The organism is Massilia cavernae (genome assembly GCF_003590855.1).
Taxonomy (GTDB): domain Bacteria; phylum Pseudomonadota; class Gammaproteobacteria; order Burkholderiales; family Burkholderiaceae_D; genus Telluria_A; species Telluria_A cavernae.
Genome location: NZ_QYUP01000177.1, coordinates 1 through 16,273 on the forward strand (window position 1 = coordinate 1; position 16,273 = coordinate 16,273).

The window sequence follows — 16,273 nt, forward strand, 5'->3', positions numbered from 1 at the left end:
GGATGTCGGCCGGCAAAGTCACTTTCAGGTTGCGCGGATGGCCTTCCACCAGCTTCGGCGACAGTCCCATCGCCTCGACGGCGCTGGCGTCGTCGGTCACCGCGTTCGGATCGGTTGCGGCCGCCAGCGCTTCGCGCAGCAGCTTGTAGCGGAACATTTGCGGCGTCTGCGCCAGCCACAGGCCATCGCGCGCGACAGTCTGTACCGCGCCCACGCCGTCGCGCTTGACGGTGTCGACCACCGGCAGCGCAAGCAGGCCGCCGACCGGGTCGGCGCCCACCGTGTTGATCAATCGTTCGATGAGTTCGGCATCGAGCCGGGCCGGGCCGCGTCATGCACCAGCACCCAGTCGTCGCCGCCAATGGCGCCGGCCAGCGCGTCGAGCCCGTTGCGGATCGATTCCATGCGGGTGGCGCCACCGCAGCGCAGCACCGTCACCGCACCGTCCGGCACGACCGCGTCGATCTGTCCGTCTTCGGCACTGACCACAACGTAAGTGTGGGTAATCAGGCCGCTCGACAGGAAGGCGTCGATGGCATGGCGCAGCATCGGCTTGCCGCCGACCGGCAGGTACTGCTTGGGGCCGCCCGCGGCCATCCTGGCGCCGACTCCGGCTGCCGGGATCAAGGCGAAGTAACGCGGGGCTTGTTGTCTCATCGATGTCATCTTGTAGGTTGTGCCTTTCGCATTAAAGACTGTACCTCACCTTTGCAAACTTTGCTGAGGCGGGCATATTCGCGCGGGGTGTCGATCGCGGCCTGCAGCACTTCGGCTTTGGCCAGTTCCTTTTGATGTAGGGCATCCAGCTGCTGTCGATTTCCTTCGCCAGCAGCACCCTCGCCTGCCCCGCCGGCGCGTACAGCGGGCGCGCATCGAAGCGCTGCGCCAGCGTCTTGCGCACGATCGCTTCCACCTTCGGCAGATGGGCGACATAGGCGTCGAGGTGGCGCATCTCATGCGCCAGCACTTCCTTGTAGGCGCAGCTGCCAGGCGCGAATTCGCTGCCGACGTAGATCACGATGGGAATGTAGTACAGGGATACTTCGATCCGGGGCGCCACGCATTCGTAGCCGGTGACAGGATCGGACAGCATGGCGCCGTTGACGCCGATCGATACGCGCGACTCGGTGCGGGTCAGGCCAAGCACGTAGTGGTTGCTCGCCTGCGGGCCTTTCATCATGGTCAGCGCGCGGATCGAGCGGGTATTGTCGACCGAGTAGCCGTTCTGCTTCGCGGTCAGCACCGACAGCGTCCTGGCCATCGTGTCCTCGCAGCGCGCCTGGAACGCGGTGCGCGCTGCCCATGCGCTGTTCGACAACATCAGGGCCAGCGCGAACAGCAGGTACTTCATTGCTTTTTTATCCAGGCTTCCAGGTACCATTCATCAGCTTTTCGAGCCAGAAGGTACCGATGATGGTTTTCACATCGGTGATCGCGCCGCTTTTGATCATGCCGAGCATCTCGGGCACGGTGGAGGTGAAGCACTCGAGGAACTCGCCTTCGTCCAGCTTGGCCTCGCCCTCGACCAGGCCGCGCGCCACGAACAGGTCGAGGTGCTCGTCCGAATAGGCGATGGCGTTGTGGATGGTGCAGATAAACTGCCACTCCTTGGCGGTATAGCCGGTTTCCTCCTGCAGCTCGCGCTTGGCGCATGCCAGCGTGTCCTCGCCCGGGTCGATTTTACCGGCCGGGAATTCGACGAACTCGCGCCCGAGCGGATAGCGGAACTGGCGCTCCAGCAGCACGCGGCCGTCGTCGAACACGGGAAGGATCACCACCGCGCCGGGATGCTTGATGTATTCGCGGTTGGTTTCTTTTCCGTCCGGGAGGCGGATGCGGTCGCGCGCGACCTTCAGGAAGCGGCCGTCGAAAGCCACTTCCCCGTCGATGCGGGTTTCCTTCAGGGGTGAATCCATGCGCAGCTCCGATGTTTGGACAGCGGTTGAAAAGCGGTCAGTGACGGCGCTTGCGCAGGTAACGGATGACGAAGCCTGGGAACGCGAGCGTGACGAACAGCGGCACCGTGATCATGTAGAACTCCTTCACCTGGGTGAAGACGTTACCGATCCGGGACTCGAAGACGTAAGCTACTGCGCCGACAACAAAGTATAGAACAAGCAGCTCGAACACCCGCACCCAGGCGGGCTTGGTGCGCGTTCCGTCAATACCGCTTGCCTTGAGGGGAACGAGGCCGAAGACTTTCTCGGTCAGGAAAGGCAGGTTGGCGGCCGCCAGTGCGACGGCGATCACCAACCAGCTTGCGAGATTCACATCCATTAATCGCTTACGATGCCAGGGTCGTGATCATGGCGTTGGTGCAGACGGTCAGCAGCGGACCGGCGAACACGCCCAGCGCCACTATCGCGATGCCGTTCACCGACAGCGCCATGCGCATGTCGCCTGGCGCCGAGATGGCGTTGGTATCGGTCGGCTCGTCGAACCACATCACCTTGACCACGCGCAGGTAGTAGAACGCGCCCACCAGCGAGAACATCACCGCGAACACCGCCAGCCAGACCTGGCCGGTGTGCAGCACCGCTTCCAGCACGGTCAGCTTGGCCATGAAGCCCATCGCAGGCGGCACGCCGGCCAGCGAGAACATCATCAGCATCATGACGGTGGCGAACCACGGGCTGCGTTTGCCCAGGCCCTTGAAATCGTTGATCTCTTCCGCCTCGAAGCCGGCGCGCGCCAGCATCATGATCAGGCCGAAGGTGCCGACCGTGGTCAGCACGTAGGTGATCGAGTAGTACATCGCCGAGCTGTAGGCCGATGCGGCATTGCTCGCATCCGCGCCGACCACGCCCGACATCAGGCCGAGCAGCACGAAGCCCATCTGCGCGATGGTGGAGTAAGCCAGCATCCGCTTCATGTTCGACTGCGCGATCGCGGTCAGGTTACCGATCACCAGCGACATCACAGCCAGCACCATCAGCATCTGCTGCCAGTCGATCGCCATCGGCATCAGGCCTTCGGCCAGCAGGCGCACGCAGATCGCGAACGAGGCCAGCTTCGGCGCGCCGCCCAGCAGCAGGGTCACCGCGGTCGGTGCGCCCTGGTAGACGTCAGGCACCCACATGTGGAACGGCACCACGCCGAGCTTGAAGGCCAGGCCTGCGACCATGAACACCAGGCCGAACACCAGGATGGTCTGGCTCGCAACGCCCGACTGGGCGGCGCGGGCGATCTCGGTGATGTCGAGCGTGCCGGTGGCGCCGTACACCATCGACATGCCGTACAACAGGAAGCCCGATGCCAGCGCGCCCAGCACGAAGTACTTCATCGCCGCTTCGGTCGATACCGCGTGGCCGCGGCGCAGCGCCACCAGCGCGTACAGCGACAGCGACATCAGTTCGAGGCCGAGGTAGATCGACAGGACGCTGTTACCCGAGATCATGATCATCTGGCCGAGCATCGAGAACAGGGCCAGCACATAGAACTCGCCGCCCAGGTTATCGCTCATCATGCCGCGCTGGGTCGCGTACTGGCGCGAGTAGACCAGCGTGATGCCTACCGTGAGGTAGGTGAACAGCTTGAGCAGGTTCGACATCGGGTCGGACACGAACATGTTCGAGAACGTGTAGACCGTCGCGCCGCTGTTGAAGTCGGTCATCGAGAACAGCGCGCAGCCGCCGAGCGTGATGAGCGTCAGGATGTAGGTCAGGTTACGCTTCGCAGGCGGCAGGAACATATCGATCAACAGGATCGCAGATGCCGCCACCAGCAGGAAGATTTCGGCGTAAACCGGTACCAGGTTTGGGTTGGTCATTTCGTTCATAGTCGTTTCTTACGGAAGCTTCGATACGGCGACATGCTTGAGCAGGTCGGCGACCGAGGTTTGCATCGTGTCGGTGATTGGCGCTGGATACAGGCCCATGTACAGCGTGGCGATCGCCAGCACTGCGAGCATGAAGAATTCGCGGCGGTTCAGGTCAACCAGGTCCGCCACATGCTTGTTGCCCACTTCGCCGAACACCACGCGCTTGACCATCCACAGCGAGTAGGCCGCGCCGAAGATCAGCGCAGTCGCAGCCAGCATGCCGATCCAGAAGTTGTACTGCACCGCGCCCAGGATGACCATGAACTCGCCGACGAAGCCGGAAGTGGCAGGCAGGCCCGCGTTAGCCATCGAGAACAGCACGAAGAACGCAGCGAACTTCGGCATGCGGTTGACGACGCCGCCGTAGTCGGCGATCTGGCGCGAGTGCATCTGGTCGTACAGCACGCCGATGCAAAGGAACATCGCGCCCGACACGAAGCCGTGCGAGATCATCTGCACGATACCGCCCTGCACCGACATGTCGTTGAACATGAAGAAGCCCAGCGTGACGAAGCCCATGTGCGCGATCGACGAGTAGGCGACCAGCTTTTTCATGTCCTTCTGTACCAGCGCCACCAGGCCGACGTAGATAACCGCAATCAGCGACAGCGTGATGATGAAGCCGGCCATCTCGTGCGAGGCGTCAGGCGTGATCGGCAGCGAGAAGCGCAGGAAGCCGTAGGCGCCCAGCTTCAGCATGATCGCAGCCAGCACCGCAGAGCCGCCGGTAGGCGCTTCGACGTGGACGTCCGGCAGCCAGGTGTGGACCGGGAACATCGGCACCTTGACCGCGAACGCCACCAGGAAGGCGATGAAGATGAAGGTCTGCTCCTTCATCGTGAGCGGCAGCTTGTGCCACTCCAGAATGTCGAAGCTGCCGCCTGCCGCGTTGTACAGGTAGATGATCGCGACCAGCGTCAGCAGCGAGCCGAAGAAGGTGTAGAGGAAGAACTTGAACGAGGCGTAAATGCGGTCCTCGCCGCCCCACACGCCGATGATGATGTACATCGGGATCAGGGTCGCTTCGAAGAAGAAGTAGAACAGCAGGCCATCCGTCGCGCAGAACACGCCGATCATGATGCCGGACAGGATCAGGAAGGCGCCCATGTACTGGGCCACGCGTTCCTGGATCACCTGCCATGCCGAGATGATCACGATGACCGTGATGAAGGCGGTCAGCGGGATGAACCACAGCGACAGGCCGTCGATGCCAAGGCTGTAGAAGATGTTGAAGCGGCCGATCCACGGGGCGCTTTCGACGAACTGCATGCCGTGGGCGGCGTTGTCGAAGTTCGTGATCAGGGGGATGGTCGCCAGGAAGGCCACCACGGCGCCGGCTAGCGACAGCCAGCGGGTCATGCCCGCGCGCTTGTCGCTCCCGATCGCCAGGATGATCACGCCAAACAGGACCGGGAGCCAGATCGCGAGGCTCAGGTACGGAGGGAAGTTCGAAATTGACTGCATCATATTATTGTCTTAGCTGGACGTATTAAGCGTGCCAAAACGGCAGGAAGTAGATCAGGAACCCCAGCACGCTGATGATCATCACGAACGCGTAGTGGTAGATGTAACCGGTCTGCAGCACGCGAACGATGGACGAGAACCAGCCCACCATTTTCGCGCTGCCGTTGACCGCCAGGCCGTCGATCAGGGCTTTGTCGCCGACGTTCCACAGGCCGCCGCCGAGCAGGCGCGCACCGCGTGCGAACACCACTTGGTTGAACTTGTCCATGTAGTACTTGTTGTCCAGCAGGGTGTGCAGCGCGTGGAACTTCGCGTAGAACCATTCCGGTACGCGCGGGTTGACCAGGTAGCAGTAGTAGGCTGAAGCGACGCCGGCCAGCGCGAGCCAGAACGGTGCGGTCATCAGGCCGTGGATCACCATCGCGACCGGGCCATGCCAGTTCGCGGCCAGTTCCTTCAGGCCTGCGTGGTTGTCGCCGACGAAAATGACGCCTTTGAAGAAGTCGCCGAACAGCATCGGGCCGATCGTCAGGAAGCCGATGATCACCGAAGGGATGGCCAGCAGGATCAGCGGCAGCGTGACGACCAGCGGCGACTCGTGCGGCGTCTCTCCCGGCGCCAGGCCATGGTGATGGTGAACCGCGCCCTCGGAATCGCCATGCGATTCCTCCTCTTCGTGGTGGCCGTCCGAATCGTGGCCCTCCGAATGGTGTTGCGGCTTGCCGAAACGCTCTTCGCCGTGGAACACCAGGAAGTACATGCGGAACGAGTAGAACGCGGTCACGAACACGCCTGCCAGTACGGCGAAGTTGGCGAAGCCCGAACCCCACAGGTGGGTCGCGTGCACCGCTTCGATGATCGAGTCCTTCGAGTAGAACCCCGAGAAGAACGGCGTGCCGATCAGGGCCAGCGAGCCAAGCAGCGAGGTAATCCAGGTGATCGGCATGTACTTGCGCAGGCCGCCCATGTTGCGGATGTCCTGGTCGTGGTGCATGCCGATGATGACCGAGCCCGCGCCGAGGAACAGCAGCGCCTTGAAGAATGCGTGGGTCATCAGGTGGAACACCGCGGCCGAGTAGGCCGACGCGCCCAGCGCGACGGTCATGTAGCCCAGCTGCGACAGGGTCGAGTAAGCGACCACGCGCTTGATGTCGTTCTGGATGATGCCCAGGAAGCCCATGAACAGCGCGGTGATCGCGCCGATCACCAGCACGAACGACAGCGCGGTGTCGGACAGTTCGAACAGCGGCGACATGCGCGCCACCATGAAGATACCCGCGGTAACCATGGTCGCCGCGTGGATCAGTGCCGAAATCGGGGTCGGGCCTTCCATCGAGTCAGGCAGCCAGACGTGCAGCGGGAACTGGGCCGACTTGCCCATCGCGCCGATGAACAGGCAGATGCAGGCAACGGTGAGCAGCATCCAGTCCGAGCCAGGCAGGGTCAGGGTTGCCAGCATTTCCTTCTTGGCGAACACTTCCTGGTAATTCATCGAACCGGCGTAGGCCAGCAGCAGGCCGATGCCCAGGATGAAGCCGAAGTCGCCCACGCGGTTGACCAGGAAGGCCTTCATGTTGGCGAAGATCGCGGTCGGGCGGGTGTACCAGAAACCGATCAGGAGGTAGGAAACCAGGCCCACTGCTTCCCAGCCGAAGAACAGCTGCAGGAAGTTGTTCGCCATGACCAGCATCAGCATCGAGAACGTGAACAGCGAGATGTACGAGAAGAAGCGGTTGTAACCCTCATCCTCCGCCATGTAGCCGATGGTGTAGACGTGCACCATCAGCGACACGAAGGTCACCACGCACATCATCATTGCCGACAGCGCGTCGATCTGGAAGCCGACTTCCAGCTTCACGCCGGCCACCGTCATCCAGTTGTAGATGGTGCCGTCGAAGCTGGCGCCGTCGAGCACCGCCAGCAGCGTGTGCACCGACAGGATTAGCGCAATGAGGACGCCCAGGATGGTGACGGTGTGAGTGGTCTTGCGGCCGATCACGTTGCCCAGGAATTTAGTCCCCAGCAGGCCTGCGATCAGTGAGCCGGCCAGCGGCGCCAGTGGCACCGCAAGCAGGAGGTTAGGGTTAAGAATTTGCCCCGCCATATTGAACCTTAATCGTTATTTGTCTTGGGTTGAAGCGCGCCCTTGGGCACTTAGCCTTTGAGGCTGTCCAGGTCTTCCACGTTGATCGTGTCCAGGTTACGGAACAGGACCACCAGGATCGCCAGGCCAATCGCCGACTCGGCCGCTGCAACGGTCAGGATGAAGAACACGAAGATCTGCCCTGCCGCATCGCCGAGGTAATGCGAGAAGGCGACAAAGTTCAGGTTCACCGCCAGCAGCATCAGTTCGATGGCCATCAGCAGGATGATGATGTTCTTACGGTTCAGGAAGATCCCGACCACCGAGATCGCGAACAGGATCGCGCCCAGTACCAGGTAGTGTGCGAGCGAGAGGATCATTTGGTCTCCTTGGAGGCGACAGTTGCCGCGGCTTCGGCGGCAGCGATGGCTGCCGCTTTCGATGCCGCGTCGAGCGCAGGCTGGTCGACGGCCTTCATCTTGACGACGCGCAGGCGGTCGTTGCGTTTCACGCGGACCGCGTCGGCCGGGTCGAAGTACTTGGTGTCCTTGCGGGTGCGCAGGGTCAGCGCGACTGCGGCGATGATCGCCACCAGCAGCACCACTGCCGCGATCTCGAAGGCGTAGATGTATTTGGTGTAGATCAGCAGGCCCAGTTCCTTGGTGCCGCCGATATTGGCAGCGGCAGCTTCAGGCGACTGTTCGAAGCCGAGGAAACCGCGCCACAGCACGGCGGCCATTTCGAGCACGATCAGCGCGCCGATCGCCGACGCCATCGGCAGGTGGCTCCAGAAGCCTTCCCGCATGCGGTCGATATTGATGTCCAACATCATGACCACGAACAGGAACAGCACCATCACGGCGCCGACGTAGACCAGCACCAGCACGACGGCCAGGAACTCGGCCTTGAGCAGCATCCAGATGCCGGCGGCGTTGAAGAACGCCAGCACCAGGAACAATGCGGCGGTGACCGGATTGCGGGCCGTGATAACGCGGGTCGAGGCGATCACCATGATGGCCGCGAACACGTAGAACAAAGCAGTTTTAAATTCCATAACTAACCCAGTAGCCCTGCAGATTAACGGTAAGGCGCATCGGTCGCGCGGGCGGCGGCGATGTCGGCTTCGTAGCGGTCGCCGACCGCGAGCAGCATCTCTTTGGTGTAATACAGATCGCCGCGCTTCTCGCCGTGGTACTCGAAGACGTGGGTCTCGACGATCGAATCGACCGGGCAGGACTCTTCGCAGAAGCCGCAGAAGATGCACTTGGTCAGGTCGATGTCGTAGCGGGTGGTGCGGCGCGAGCCGTCGTCACGCTGCTCCGACTCGATCGTGATCGCCATCGCCGGGCACACCGCTTCGCACAGCTTGCAGGCGATGCAGCGCTCTTCCCCGTTCGGGTAGCGGCGCAGCGCGTGCAGGCCGCGGAAACGCGGCGACATCGGGGTCTTTTCTTCCGGATACTGAACGGTGATCTTGCGCGAGAACATGTACTTTCCCGTCAGCGCCATCCCTTTGATCAGTTCGGTCAGCATCATGCTGCCGATAAAATCTTTAAGTCGTTCCATGGTTTTGCTCTCTTACTTCCAAATGTTCCAGGACGTTTGCATCCAGCCTGCGACCAGGACCAGCCAAACCAGCGTCAGCGGAATGAAGACTTTCCAGCCCAGGCGCATGATCTGGTCATAGCGGTAGCGTGGGAAGGTACCGCGCACCCACACGAACAGCGACACGATCAGGAAGGTCTTTGCGAACAGCCAGAAGAAGCCGCCGAAACCGCCGCCGATGTCGAGCACCGCGAAAGGCGCCGACCAGCCGCCGAGGAACATGATCGATGCCAGTACGCCGATCAAGATCATGTTGGCGTATTCGGCCAGCATGAACATCGCGTACGACATGCCCGAGTACTCGACCATGTGGCCGGCCACGATTTCCGACTCGCCTTCCACCACGTCGAACGGGTGGCGATTGCACTCGGCCAGGCCGGAAGTCAGGTAGATGACGAACAGCGGCAGCAGCGGCAGCCAGTTCCAGGACAGGAAGTTCATGCCCATGTCGACGAACTGGCCCTTCTGCTGGCCCAGCACGATGTCGGAGAAGTTCAGGCTGCCCGACACCATCAGCACGACTACCAGCACGAAGCCCATCGGGATTTCGTAGGAGATCATCTGGGCCGATGCGCGCATCGCGCCCATGAAGGAATACTTCGAGTTCGACGCCCAGCCGGCGATGATGATGCCGTAGACTTCCATCGAGGTGATCGCCATCAGCAGCAGCAGGCCGGCATTGACGTTGGCCAGCACCAGTTCAGGACCGAAAGGAATCACCGACCATGCGGCCAGCGCCGGCATGATGGTCATGACCGGGCCGATCACGAACAGCCACGAAGCGGCCTTGGTCGGGACCACGATTTCCTTGAACAGCAGCTTGAGCGCATCGGCGATCGGCTGCAGCAGGCCCATCGGGCCAACGCGGTTGGGGCCGATGCGGATCTGGATCCAGCCGATCAGCTTGCGCTCCCACAAGGTGGCGTAGGCGACCAGGCCCATCAGCGGCAGCAGGACCGACATGATCTTCATCATGGTCCATGCCAGTGGCCAGACCGGGCCCAGCAGCTCAGCGCCGTGGACGTTGATGGTGTTAATGAATTCCGGCATCGCCATTACGCGCCCTCCCCTGCTTTTTCAACTTGGATGGCGCCGAACAGCGAACCCAGTGCAGCGGTCGCGTGGTGCGCGGTGGCGACGCGGACGGTGTTGGCCGGCAGGCGCGCATCGATGGCGGCAACCAGCACGGCGCTGCCCGAACCCTGCGACACCTTGACCGTGCCGCCGGCCTTGACGCCCAGCTTTTCGGCCAGGCTCGATGGCAGCGTGACCAGCGGCGCGTTGGCGTCGGCGGTGCGCAGCAGCGGCTCGGAACGGCGCGCGATGGCGTCGGCGAAGTGGATAGGCACGTCGGCCAGGCGTTCCAGCGCGCCCGAGGTGCCGAACTTCGCGCCAGACAAGGCGGTCTTGGAAACGTTATTCAGCTTGCCCGACAGGTCGGTCACGCCCTTGCCGAACAGCTCGTCGCGGATCGCTTCCGAGGTGTCGTAGTCGAAGCCCTGCAGGCCGAGCAGGTTGCCCAGCACGCGCAGCACTTTCCAGGCCGGGCGGGTTTCGCCGAGCGGCTTTACTGTGCCGTTGAAGCTCTGTGCGCGGCCTTCGCAGTTAACGAAGGTGCCCGAGGTTTCGCTGAACGGCGAAATCGGCAGCAGCACGTCGGCGTAGTCGAAGCCGTGCTTGAAGGCGGACATCGCAACGACCATCTCGGCGCCATCGAGGGCGGCGCGCGCTTGCTGCGGGTTGTGGCTGTCCAGCTCAGGCTCGGCGTTCAGCAGCACGTAGGCTTTCTTCGGCTGCGAGAACACTGGGGCTGCATTCTTGGCGTAAGCGCCGGCCAGGTAGCCGCCGACCGTGTTGGCCGCGTCCACCAGGTAGCCGAACTTGGCGCCGGTCTGTTCGGCGATCCACTGCGCTGCCGCGTGCAGCGCGGATGCCTGCGGGTGCTGCGAAACAGCGTTACCGAGCAGGATTGCGCCGGTCACGTTGCCGCCGATGGCGGTGAGGGATGCTGCGATCGCCTTGGCCTTGTCGGATGCTTCGATGCCGTCGAAGGCGGCTGGTACTGCCACGCCCTTCGCTGCGGCGACAGCCACGGCGATTTCGGACAGTGCGGCCAGCCAGTCGGACGGCGCCGCGATCATTTTCGATGCGGTCGGGATCAGGAGTTCGTCGTCGGACGCGTGCAGCACCGACAGCTTGCCGCCGGCCTTGACGGCGGCGCGCAGGCGGGTCGCCACCAGCGGGTGGTCCTTGCGCAGGAACGAGCCGATGACGAAAGCGCGGCCGAGGTGCGACAGTTCGGCAATCGGCATGCCCAACCAAGGAGTGACCTGGCCGTTGTCGGCAAAGTCGGTCTGGCGCAGGCGGAACTCGACGTTCTCGGAACCGATGCCGCGCATGGCCTTGGCCAGCAGCGTCAGTTCTTCGACGGTCGAATGCGGGGTCGCGACAGCGGCGATGGCGTCGGCGCCGTGTTCATGCTTGATGTTGCGCAGGCCGTGGGCCACGTATTCCAGCGCGGTCTGCCAGTCGGTCTCGGCCCACTGGCCGCCCTGCTTGATCATCGGCGCGGTCAGGCGTTCGGCGTTGTCCAGCGCTTCGTAGGAGAAGCGGTCCTTGTCCGACAGCCAGCATTCGTTGATTGCTTCGTTCTCCAGCGGGAGCACACGCATCACCTTGCCGCCCTTGACCTGGACGATCAGGTTCGAGCCGAGCGAATCGTGCGGGCTGACCGACTTGCGGCGCGACAGTTCCCAGGTACGGGCGCTGTAGCGGAAAGGCTTGGAGGTCAGTGCGCCGACCGGGCACAGGTCGATCATGTTGCCCGACACTTCGGAGTCGACGGTCTTGCCGACGAACGAGGTGATCTCGGCGTGCTCGCCGCGGCCCAGCATGCCCAATTCCATCACGCCGGCGACTTCCTGGCCGAAGCGCACGCAACGGGTGCAGTGGATGCAGCGGGTCATCTCTTCCATCGAGATCAGCGGACCGGCGTCCTTCGGCGGCACCACGCGCTTTTCTTCTTCGTAGCGCGAGTTCGATTTGCCGTAGCCGACCGCGAGGTCCTGCAGCTGGCATTCGCCGCCCTGGTCGCAGATCGGGCAATCCAGCGGGTGGTTAATCAGCAAGAATTCCATCACGGATTTCTGCGCCTGCACCGCCTTGTCGCTGTTCGAGCGCACGATCATGCCCGCCGATACCGGCGTGGCGCATGCCGGCAAAGGCTTCGGCGCCTTCTCGACTTCAACCAGGCACATACGGCAGTTGGCCGCGATCGACAATTTCTTGTGATAGCAGAAGTGCGGGATGTAGGTTCCCAGTTTGTTGGCGGCGTCCATCACCATGCTGCCTGGCGGGACTTCTACCTTTTTACCGTCAATTTCAATTTCAACCATGAGATTTCTCTGGCCTTAGAGATAGGTCGGCACGAGGCAATGCTTGTGCTCGATGTGATATGCAAATTCGTCGCGGAAGTTCTTGATCATCGCGCGTACCGGCATCGCGGCGGCGTCGCCCAGCGCGCAGATAGTGCGGCCCTGGATGTTGTCGGCGATGGAGTTCAGCATGTCGAGGTCTTCCGGGCGGCCCTGGCCGTGCTCGATACGGTGCACCATGCGGTACATCCAGCCGGTGCCTTCGCGGCAAGGCGTGCACTGGCCGCAGGACTCTTCGTAATAGAAGTACGACAGGCGCAGCAGCGACTTGACCATGCAGCGGGTCTCGTCCATGACGATGACCGCGCCCGAGCCCAGCATCGAGCCGGCCTTGGCGATCGAATCGTAGTCGAGGTCGGTGTCCATCATGACGTCGCCGCGCACGACAGGCGCCGACGAGCCGCCAGGGATGACCGCCTTGATCTTTTTACCGCCGCGCATGCCGCCGGCCAGTTCCATCAGCTTCGCGAATGGCGTGCCGAGCGGAACTTCGTAGTTGCCCGGACGTTCGACGTCGCCCGAGATCGAGAAGATCTTGGTGCCGCCGTTGTTCGGCTTGCCCATGCCGAGGTAGTTTTCGGCGCCGACGTTCAGGATGAACGGCACGGCCGCGAAAGTCTCGGTGTTGTTAATGGTGGTCGGCTTGCCGTACAGGCCGAAGGACGCAGGGAAAGGCGGCTTGAAGCGCGGCTGACCCTTCTTGCCTTCGAGCGATTCCAGCAGCGCGGTTTCTTCGCCGCAGATGTAGGCGCCGTAGCCGTGGTGGGCGTGCAGCTGGAAGCTGAACTCGCTGCCCATGATCTTGTCGCCCAGGAAGCCCGCCGCGCGCGCCTCTTCCAGCGCTTCTTCAAAGCGCAGGTAGTCCTGGAAGATTTCGCCGTGGATGTAGTTGTAGCCGACGGTGATGCCCATCGCATACGCGCCGATGGCCATGCCCTCGATCAGCGAATGCGGGTTGTAGCGGATGATGTCGCGGTCCTTGAAGGTACCCGGCTCGCCTTCGTCGGTATTGCAGACGAGATATTTCTGGCCAGGATACTGACGCGGCATGAAGCTCCACTTCAGGCCGGTAGGGAAACCGGCGCCGCCGCGGCCGCGCAGGCCCGAGGTCTTCAGGTCGGCGATGATCTGTTCCGGCGTGATCTTCTCTTCCAGGATGCGGCGCAGCGCGCTGTAGCCGCCGCGCTTGACGTAGTCGGCCAGGCGCCAGTTGTCGCCGTTCAGGTCCTTCAGGAGCAGCGGATTGATGTGACGGTCGTGCAGGCTGGTCATTTCTTCAGTTCCTCAACGAGAGCGTCGATCTTGTCGTCGCTCATGAACGAGCACATGCGATGGTTGTTGACAATCATGACCGGCGCGTCGCCGCAGGCGCCCATGCACTCGCCTTCGACCAGGGTGAACTGCCCGTCCGCAGTGGTTTCGCGGTAGCCGATGCCCAGCTTGTCCTGCAGCAGCTTGCCGGCGCGTTCGCCGCCCGACAGCGCGCAAGGCAGGTTGGTGCACACGGTGATCTTGTGCTTGCCGACCGGCTTGGTGTTGTACATGTTGTAGAAGGTCGCCACTTCCTGCACGGCGATGGCAGGCATGCCGATGTAGTCGGCCACTTCCTGCATGGTTTCCGGCGCCAGCCAGCCCAGTTCCACTTGCGCGTGGGCCAGCGCGGCCATCACGGCCGACTGGCGCTGGTCGGCCGGATACTTGGCCAACTCGCGGTCGATTTTTTTATAGCACTGCTCTGATAACAACATTCTCTTCCTGCCTTTCCGGCTTACCGGTCAATACTGCCGAATACGATGTCCTGGGTTCCGATGATGGTGACGGCGTCGGCGATCATGTGGCCGCGCGCCATTTCATCGAGGCTCTGCAGGTGGGCGAAATCCGGGGCGCGGATCTTCAGGCGGTACGGCTTGTTGGCGCCGTCGGAGATCAGGTAGATGCCCAGTTCGCCCTTCGGGTGTTCGACTGCCGCGTAAGCTTCGCCTGCCGGTACGTGCATGCCTTCGGTGAACAGCTTGAAGTGGTGGATCAGCGACTCCATGTTCGACTTCATGTCGGTGCGCTTCGGCGGCGCGACCTTGTGGTTGTCGACCATGACCGGGCCCGGATTGGCGCGCAGCCATTTCGAGGCCTGCTGGATGATGCGGTTCGACTGGCGCATCTCTTCGATGCGGACCAGGTAGCGGTCGTAGCTGTCGCCATTGGTGCCGACCGGGATGTCGAAGTCCATCTTGTCGTAGACGGCGTAAGGCTGCTTCTTGCGCAGGTCCCATTCGACGCCCGAGCCGCGCAGCATGGCGCCGGTGAAGCCCATCGCCTTGGCCGCTTCCGGCGAGACCACGCCGATGCCGACGGTACGCTGTTTCCAGATACGGTTGTCGGTCAGCAGGGTTTCGTATTCGTCGACGTAGGTGACGAAGCGCTTGGAGAAGTCGTCGATGAAGTCCAGCAGCGAGCCCTGGCGCGCTTCGTTCAGCGCGTCGATGGCCTTCTGGCTGCGGATGATCGAGGCCTTGTGCTTCGGCATCGCGTCCGGCAGGTCGCGGTACACGCCGCCCGGGCGGTAGTAGGCCGCGTGCATGCGCGCGCCCGACACCGCTTCGTAGCAGTCGAACAGGTCTTCGCGGTCGCGGAAGGCGTACAGGAACGGACCCATCGCGCCGATGTCGAGCGCGTGCGCGCCGAGCCACATCAGGTGGTTCAGCAGGCGGGTGATTTCGTCGAACATGACGCGGATGTACTGCGCGCGCTCAGGCACCTGGATGCCGAGCAGCTTTTCGATCGCCAGCACGTAGGCGTGCTCGTTGGCCATCATCGACACGTAGTCGAGACGGTCCATGTACGGCACGGACTGCAGGTAGGTGCGGGTTTCCGCCAGCTTTTCGGTGCCGCGGTGCAGCAGGCCGATGTGCGGGTCGGCGCGCTGGATGACTTCGCCGTCCAGCTCGAGCACCAGGCGCAGCACGCCGTGCGCAGCCGGGTGCTGCGGACCGAAGTTCAGGGTGTAGTTCTTAATCTCAGCCATTATTTCATCCCGTAGGTTTCTTCGCGGATCACGCGCGGAATGATTTCACGCGGCTCGATCGTCACGGGTTGGTAGATCACGCGCTTCTGCTCGGGGTCGTAGCGCATTTCGACGTAGCCCGAAATCGGGAAGTCCTTGCGGAACGGATGGCCGATGAAACCGTAGTCGGTCAGGATGCGGCGCAGGTCGTTGTGGCCTTCGAACAGGATGCCGTACAGGTCGAACGCCTCGCGCTCGTACCAGTTGGCCGCACGCCAGATGCCGGTCACCGAGGCCAGCACCGGCATGTCGTCGTCGGGTGCGAACACGCGCACGCGCACGCGCCAGTTGTGGTCGAGCGACAGCAGGTGCGAGACAGCCGCGAAACGCAGGCCGCCCCAGGCGCCTTCGCCATAAGTGGAGTAATCGACGCCGCACAGGTCGATCAGCTGGTCGAACTTGAGGGCCGGGTCGTCGCGCAGGGTCCTCATCGCGTCGAGGTAGGCCGCGGCCTTGACCACCACGGTCACTTCGCCCAGGGCGGTGGTGACGGAAACGGCCGCATCGCCCAGTGCGGACGTGAGGGCGGCTTCAAGGACTTCGATTTTTGATGTCATGGTGATGGCCGCTTCTTAACGTGCAATGGTGTTGGTGCGCTTGATCTTGTTCTGCAGCTGCAGGATGCCGTACAACAGCGCTTCCGCGGTCGGCGGGCAGCCCGGCACGTAGACGTCGACCGGCACGATGCGGTCGCAGCCGCGTACCACGGAGTACGAGTAGTGGTAATAGCCGCCGCCGTTGGCGCAGGAGCCCATCGAGATGACCCAGCGCGGTTCCGGCATCTGGTCGTAGACCTTGCGCAGGGC

16 protein-coding genes and 1 pseudogene are annotated in these 16,273 nt (G+C 62.7%); all 17 read right to left on the reverse strand.

The genetic code is table 11. The annotated features are described in order from the left end of the window. Positions 1–666 (reverse strand): annotated as a pseudogene (gene ispD / locus D3872_RS23180) (2-C-methyl-D-erythritol 4-phosphate cytidylyltransferase); the annotation flags it as partial. Between the two features lie 22 nt (positions 667–688). Continuing rightward, on the reverse strand, positions 689–1,351 hold the full coding sequence (locus D3872_RS23185; RefSeq protein WP_229459494.1) for a hypothetical protein: 663 nt from the start codon (positions 1,349–1,351) through the stop codon (positions 689–691). A gap of 7 nt (positions 1,352–1,358) precedes the next feature. Then, entirely contained in the window at positions 1,359–1,916 is a 558-nt protein-coding gene (locus D3872_RS23190) for an NUDIX domain-containing protein (protein WP_119812986.1), read from the reverse strand. Between the two features lie 37 nt (positions 1,917–1,953). Next, on the reverse strand, positions 1,954–2,277 hold the full coding sequence (locus tag D3872_RS23195) for a DUF2818 family protein (RefSeq protein ID WP_119812987.1): 324 nt from the start codon (positions 2,275–2,277) through the stop codon (positions 1,954–1,956). Between the two features lie 7 nt (positions 2,278–2,284). Next, positions 2,285–3,769, reverse strand: coding sequence for an NADH-quinone oxidoreductase subunit NuoN (gene nuoN / locus D3872_RS23200; protein WP_119812988.1), 1,485 nt, complete (start codon positions 3,767–3,769; stop codon positions 2,285–2,287). A gap of 18 nt (positions 3,770–3,787) precedes the next feature. Further along, a complete protein-coding gene (locus tag D3872_RS23205) occupies positions 3,788–5,287 on the reverse strand; it encodes an NADH-quinone oxidoreductase subunit M (RefSeq protein ID WP_119812989.1) in 1,500 nt (499 codons plus the stop codon). A 22-nt stretch (positions 5,288–5,309) separates the two neighbouring features. Beyond that, positions 5,310–7,388: an NADH-quinone oxidoreductase subunit L gene (gene nuoL, locus D3872_RS23210; protein WP_119812990.1), complete on the reverse strand. Its 2,079-nt coding sequence runs from the start codon at positions 7,386–7,388 to the stop codon at positions 5,310–5,312. 50 nt (positions 7,389–7,438) lie between these two features. Beyond that, positions 7,439–7,744: an NADH-quinone oxidoreductase subunit NuoK gene (nuoK, locus tag D3872_RS23215; protein WP_182915907.1), complete on the reverse strand. Its 306-nt coding sequence runs from the start codon at positions 7,742–7,744 to the stop codon at positions 7,439–7,441. Then, complete coding sequence (locus D3872_RS23220) at positions 7,744–8,421, reverse strand: NADH-quinone oxidoreductase subunit J (RefSeq protein WP_119812992.1); 678 nt, start codon at positions 8,419–8,421, stop codon at positions 7,744–7,746. The genes nuoK and D3872_RS23220 overlap by 1 nt, the downstream gene beginning before the upstream one ends. A 23-nt stretch (positions 8,422–8,444) precedes the next feature. Then, on the reverse strand, positions 8,445–8,933 hold the full coding sequence (gene nuoI, locus D3872_RS23225; RefSeq protein WP_119812993.1) for an NADH-quinone oxidoreductase subunit NuoI: 489 nt from the start codon (positions 8,931–8,933) through the stop codon (positions 8,445–8,447). A gap of 12 nt (positions 8,934–8,945) precedes the next feature. Then, the gene (gene nuoH, locus D3872_RS23230) at positions 8,946–10,028 is read right to left on the reverse strand and encodes an NADH-quinone oxidoreductase subunit NuoH (protein WP_119812994.1); all 1,083 of its coding nucleotides are present in this window, start codon (positions 10,026–10,028) and stop codon (positions 8,946–8,948) included. Continuing rightward, positions 10,028–12,367, reverse strand: coding sequence for an NADH-quinone oxidoreductase subunit NuoG (gene nuoG / locus D3872_RS23235; RefSeq protein ID WP_119812995.1), 2,340 nt, complete (start codon positions 12,365–12,367; stop codon positions 10,028–10,030). Before nuoG ends, nuoH begins: the two co-directional genes overlap by 1 nt. Before the next feature lie 15 nt (positions 12,368–12,382). Then, positions 12,383–13,678 carry an NADH-quinone oxidoreductase subunit NuoF gene (gene nuoF / locus D3872_RS23240; RefSeq protein WP_119812996.1) on the reverse strand — a complete coding sequence of 432 codons (1,296 nt, stop codon included), beginning with the start codon at positions 13,676–13,678 and terminating at the stop codon, positions 12,383–12,385. Continuing rightward, a complete protein-coding gene (nuoE, locus tag D3872_RS23245; protein WP_119812997.1) occupies positions 13,675–14,154 on the reverse strand; it encodes an NADH-quinone oxidoreductase subunit NuoE in 480 nt (159 codons plus the stop codon). Before nuoE ends, nuoF begins: the two co-directional genes overlap by 4 nt. Positions 14,155–14,174: 20 nt before the next feature. Continuing rightward, positions 14,175–15,428 (reverse strand): NADH-quinone oxidoreductase subunit D, encoded by a 1,254-nt coding sequence (locus tag D3872_RS23250; RefSeq protein ID WP_119812998.1) that lies wholly within the window; start codon positions 15,426–15,428, stop codon positions 14,175–14,177. Next, positions 15,428–16,024: an NADH-quinone oxidoreductase subunit C gene (locus D3872_RS23255; RefSeq protein WP_119812999.1), complete on the reverse strand. Its 597-nt coding sequence runs from the start codon at positions 16,022–16,024 to the stop codon at positions 15,428–15,430. The genes D3872_RS23250 and D3872_RS23255 overlap by 1 nt, the downstream gene beginning before the upstream one ends. 15 nt (positions 16,025–16,039) lie before the next feature. Next, a partial coding sequence (gene nuoB, locus D3872_RS23260; RefSeq protein WP_119813000.1) for an NADH-quinone oxidoreductase subunit NuoB occupies positions 16,040–16,273 on the reverse strand: 234 nt, incomplete at its 5' end.

What these genes read in the sequence shown, in the direction of transcription:
- nuoL (WP_119812990.1), bottom strand. Translation starts at nt 7,388, where the DNA reads ATGGCGGGGCAAATTCTTAACCCTAACCTCCTGCTTGCGGTGCCACTG.
- nuoE (WP_119812997.1), bottom strand. Translation starts at nt 14,154, where the DNA reads ATGTTGTTATCAGAGCAGTGCTATAAAAAAATCGACCGCGAGTTGGCC.
- D3872_RS23190 (WP_119812986.1), bottom strand. Translation starts at nt 1,916, where the DNA reads ATGGATTCACCCCTGAAGGAAACCCGCATCGACGGGGAAGTGGCTTTC.
- D3872_RS23250 (WP_119812998.1), bottom strand. Translation starts at nt 15,428, where the DNA reads ATGGCTGAGATTAAGAACTACACCCTGAACTTCGGTCCGCAGCACCCG.
- D3872_RS23185 (WP_229459494.1), bottom strand. Translation starts at nt 1,351, where the DNA reads ATGAAGTACCTGCTGTTCGCGCTGGCCCTGATGTTGTCGAACAGCGCA.
- D3872_RS23255 (WP_119812999.1), bottom strand. Translation starts at nt 16,024, where the DNA reads ATGACATCAAAAATCGAAGTCCTTGAAGCCGCCCTCACGTCCGCACTG.
- D3872_RS23205 (WP_119812989.1), bottom strand. Translation starts at nt 5,287, where the DNA reads ATGATGCAGTCAATTTCGAACTTCCCTCCGTACCTGAGCCTCGCGATC.
- nuoN (WP_119812988.1), bottom strand. Translation starts at nt 3,769, where the DNA reads ATGACCAACCCAAACCTGGTACCGGTTTACGCCGAAATCTTCCTGCTG.
- D3872_RS23195 (WP_119812987.1), bottom strand. Translation starts at nt 2,277, where the DNA reads ATGGATGTGAATCTCGCAAGCTGGTTGGTGATCGCCGTCGCACTGGCG.
- nuoG (WP_119812995.1), bottom strand. Translation starts at nt 12,367, where the DNA reads ATGGTTGAAATTGAAATTGACGGTAAAAAGGTAGAAGTCCCGCCAGGC.
- nuoF (WP_119812996.1), bottom strand. Translation starts at nt 13,678, where the DNA reads ATGACCAGCCTGCACGACCGTCACATCAATCCGCTGCTCCTGAAGGAC.
- nuoH (WP_119812994.1), bottom strand. Translation starts at nt 10,028, where the DNA reads ATGGCGATGCCGGAATTCATTAACACCATCAACGTCCACGGCGCTGAG.
- D3872_RS23220 (WP_119812992.1), bottom strand. Translation starts at nt 8,421, where the DNA reads ATGGAATTTAAAACTGCTTTGTTCTACGTGTTCGCGGCCATCATGGTG.
- nuoI (WP_119812993.1), bottom strand. Translation starts at nt 8,933, where the DNA reads ATGGAACGACTTAAAGATTTTATCGGCAGCATGATGCTGACCGAACTG.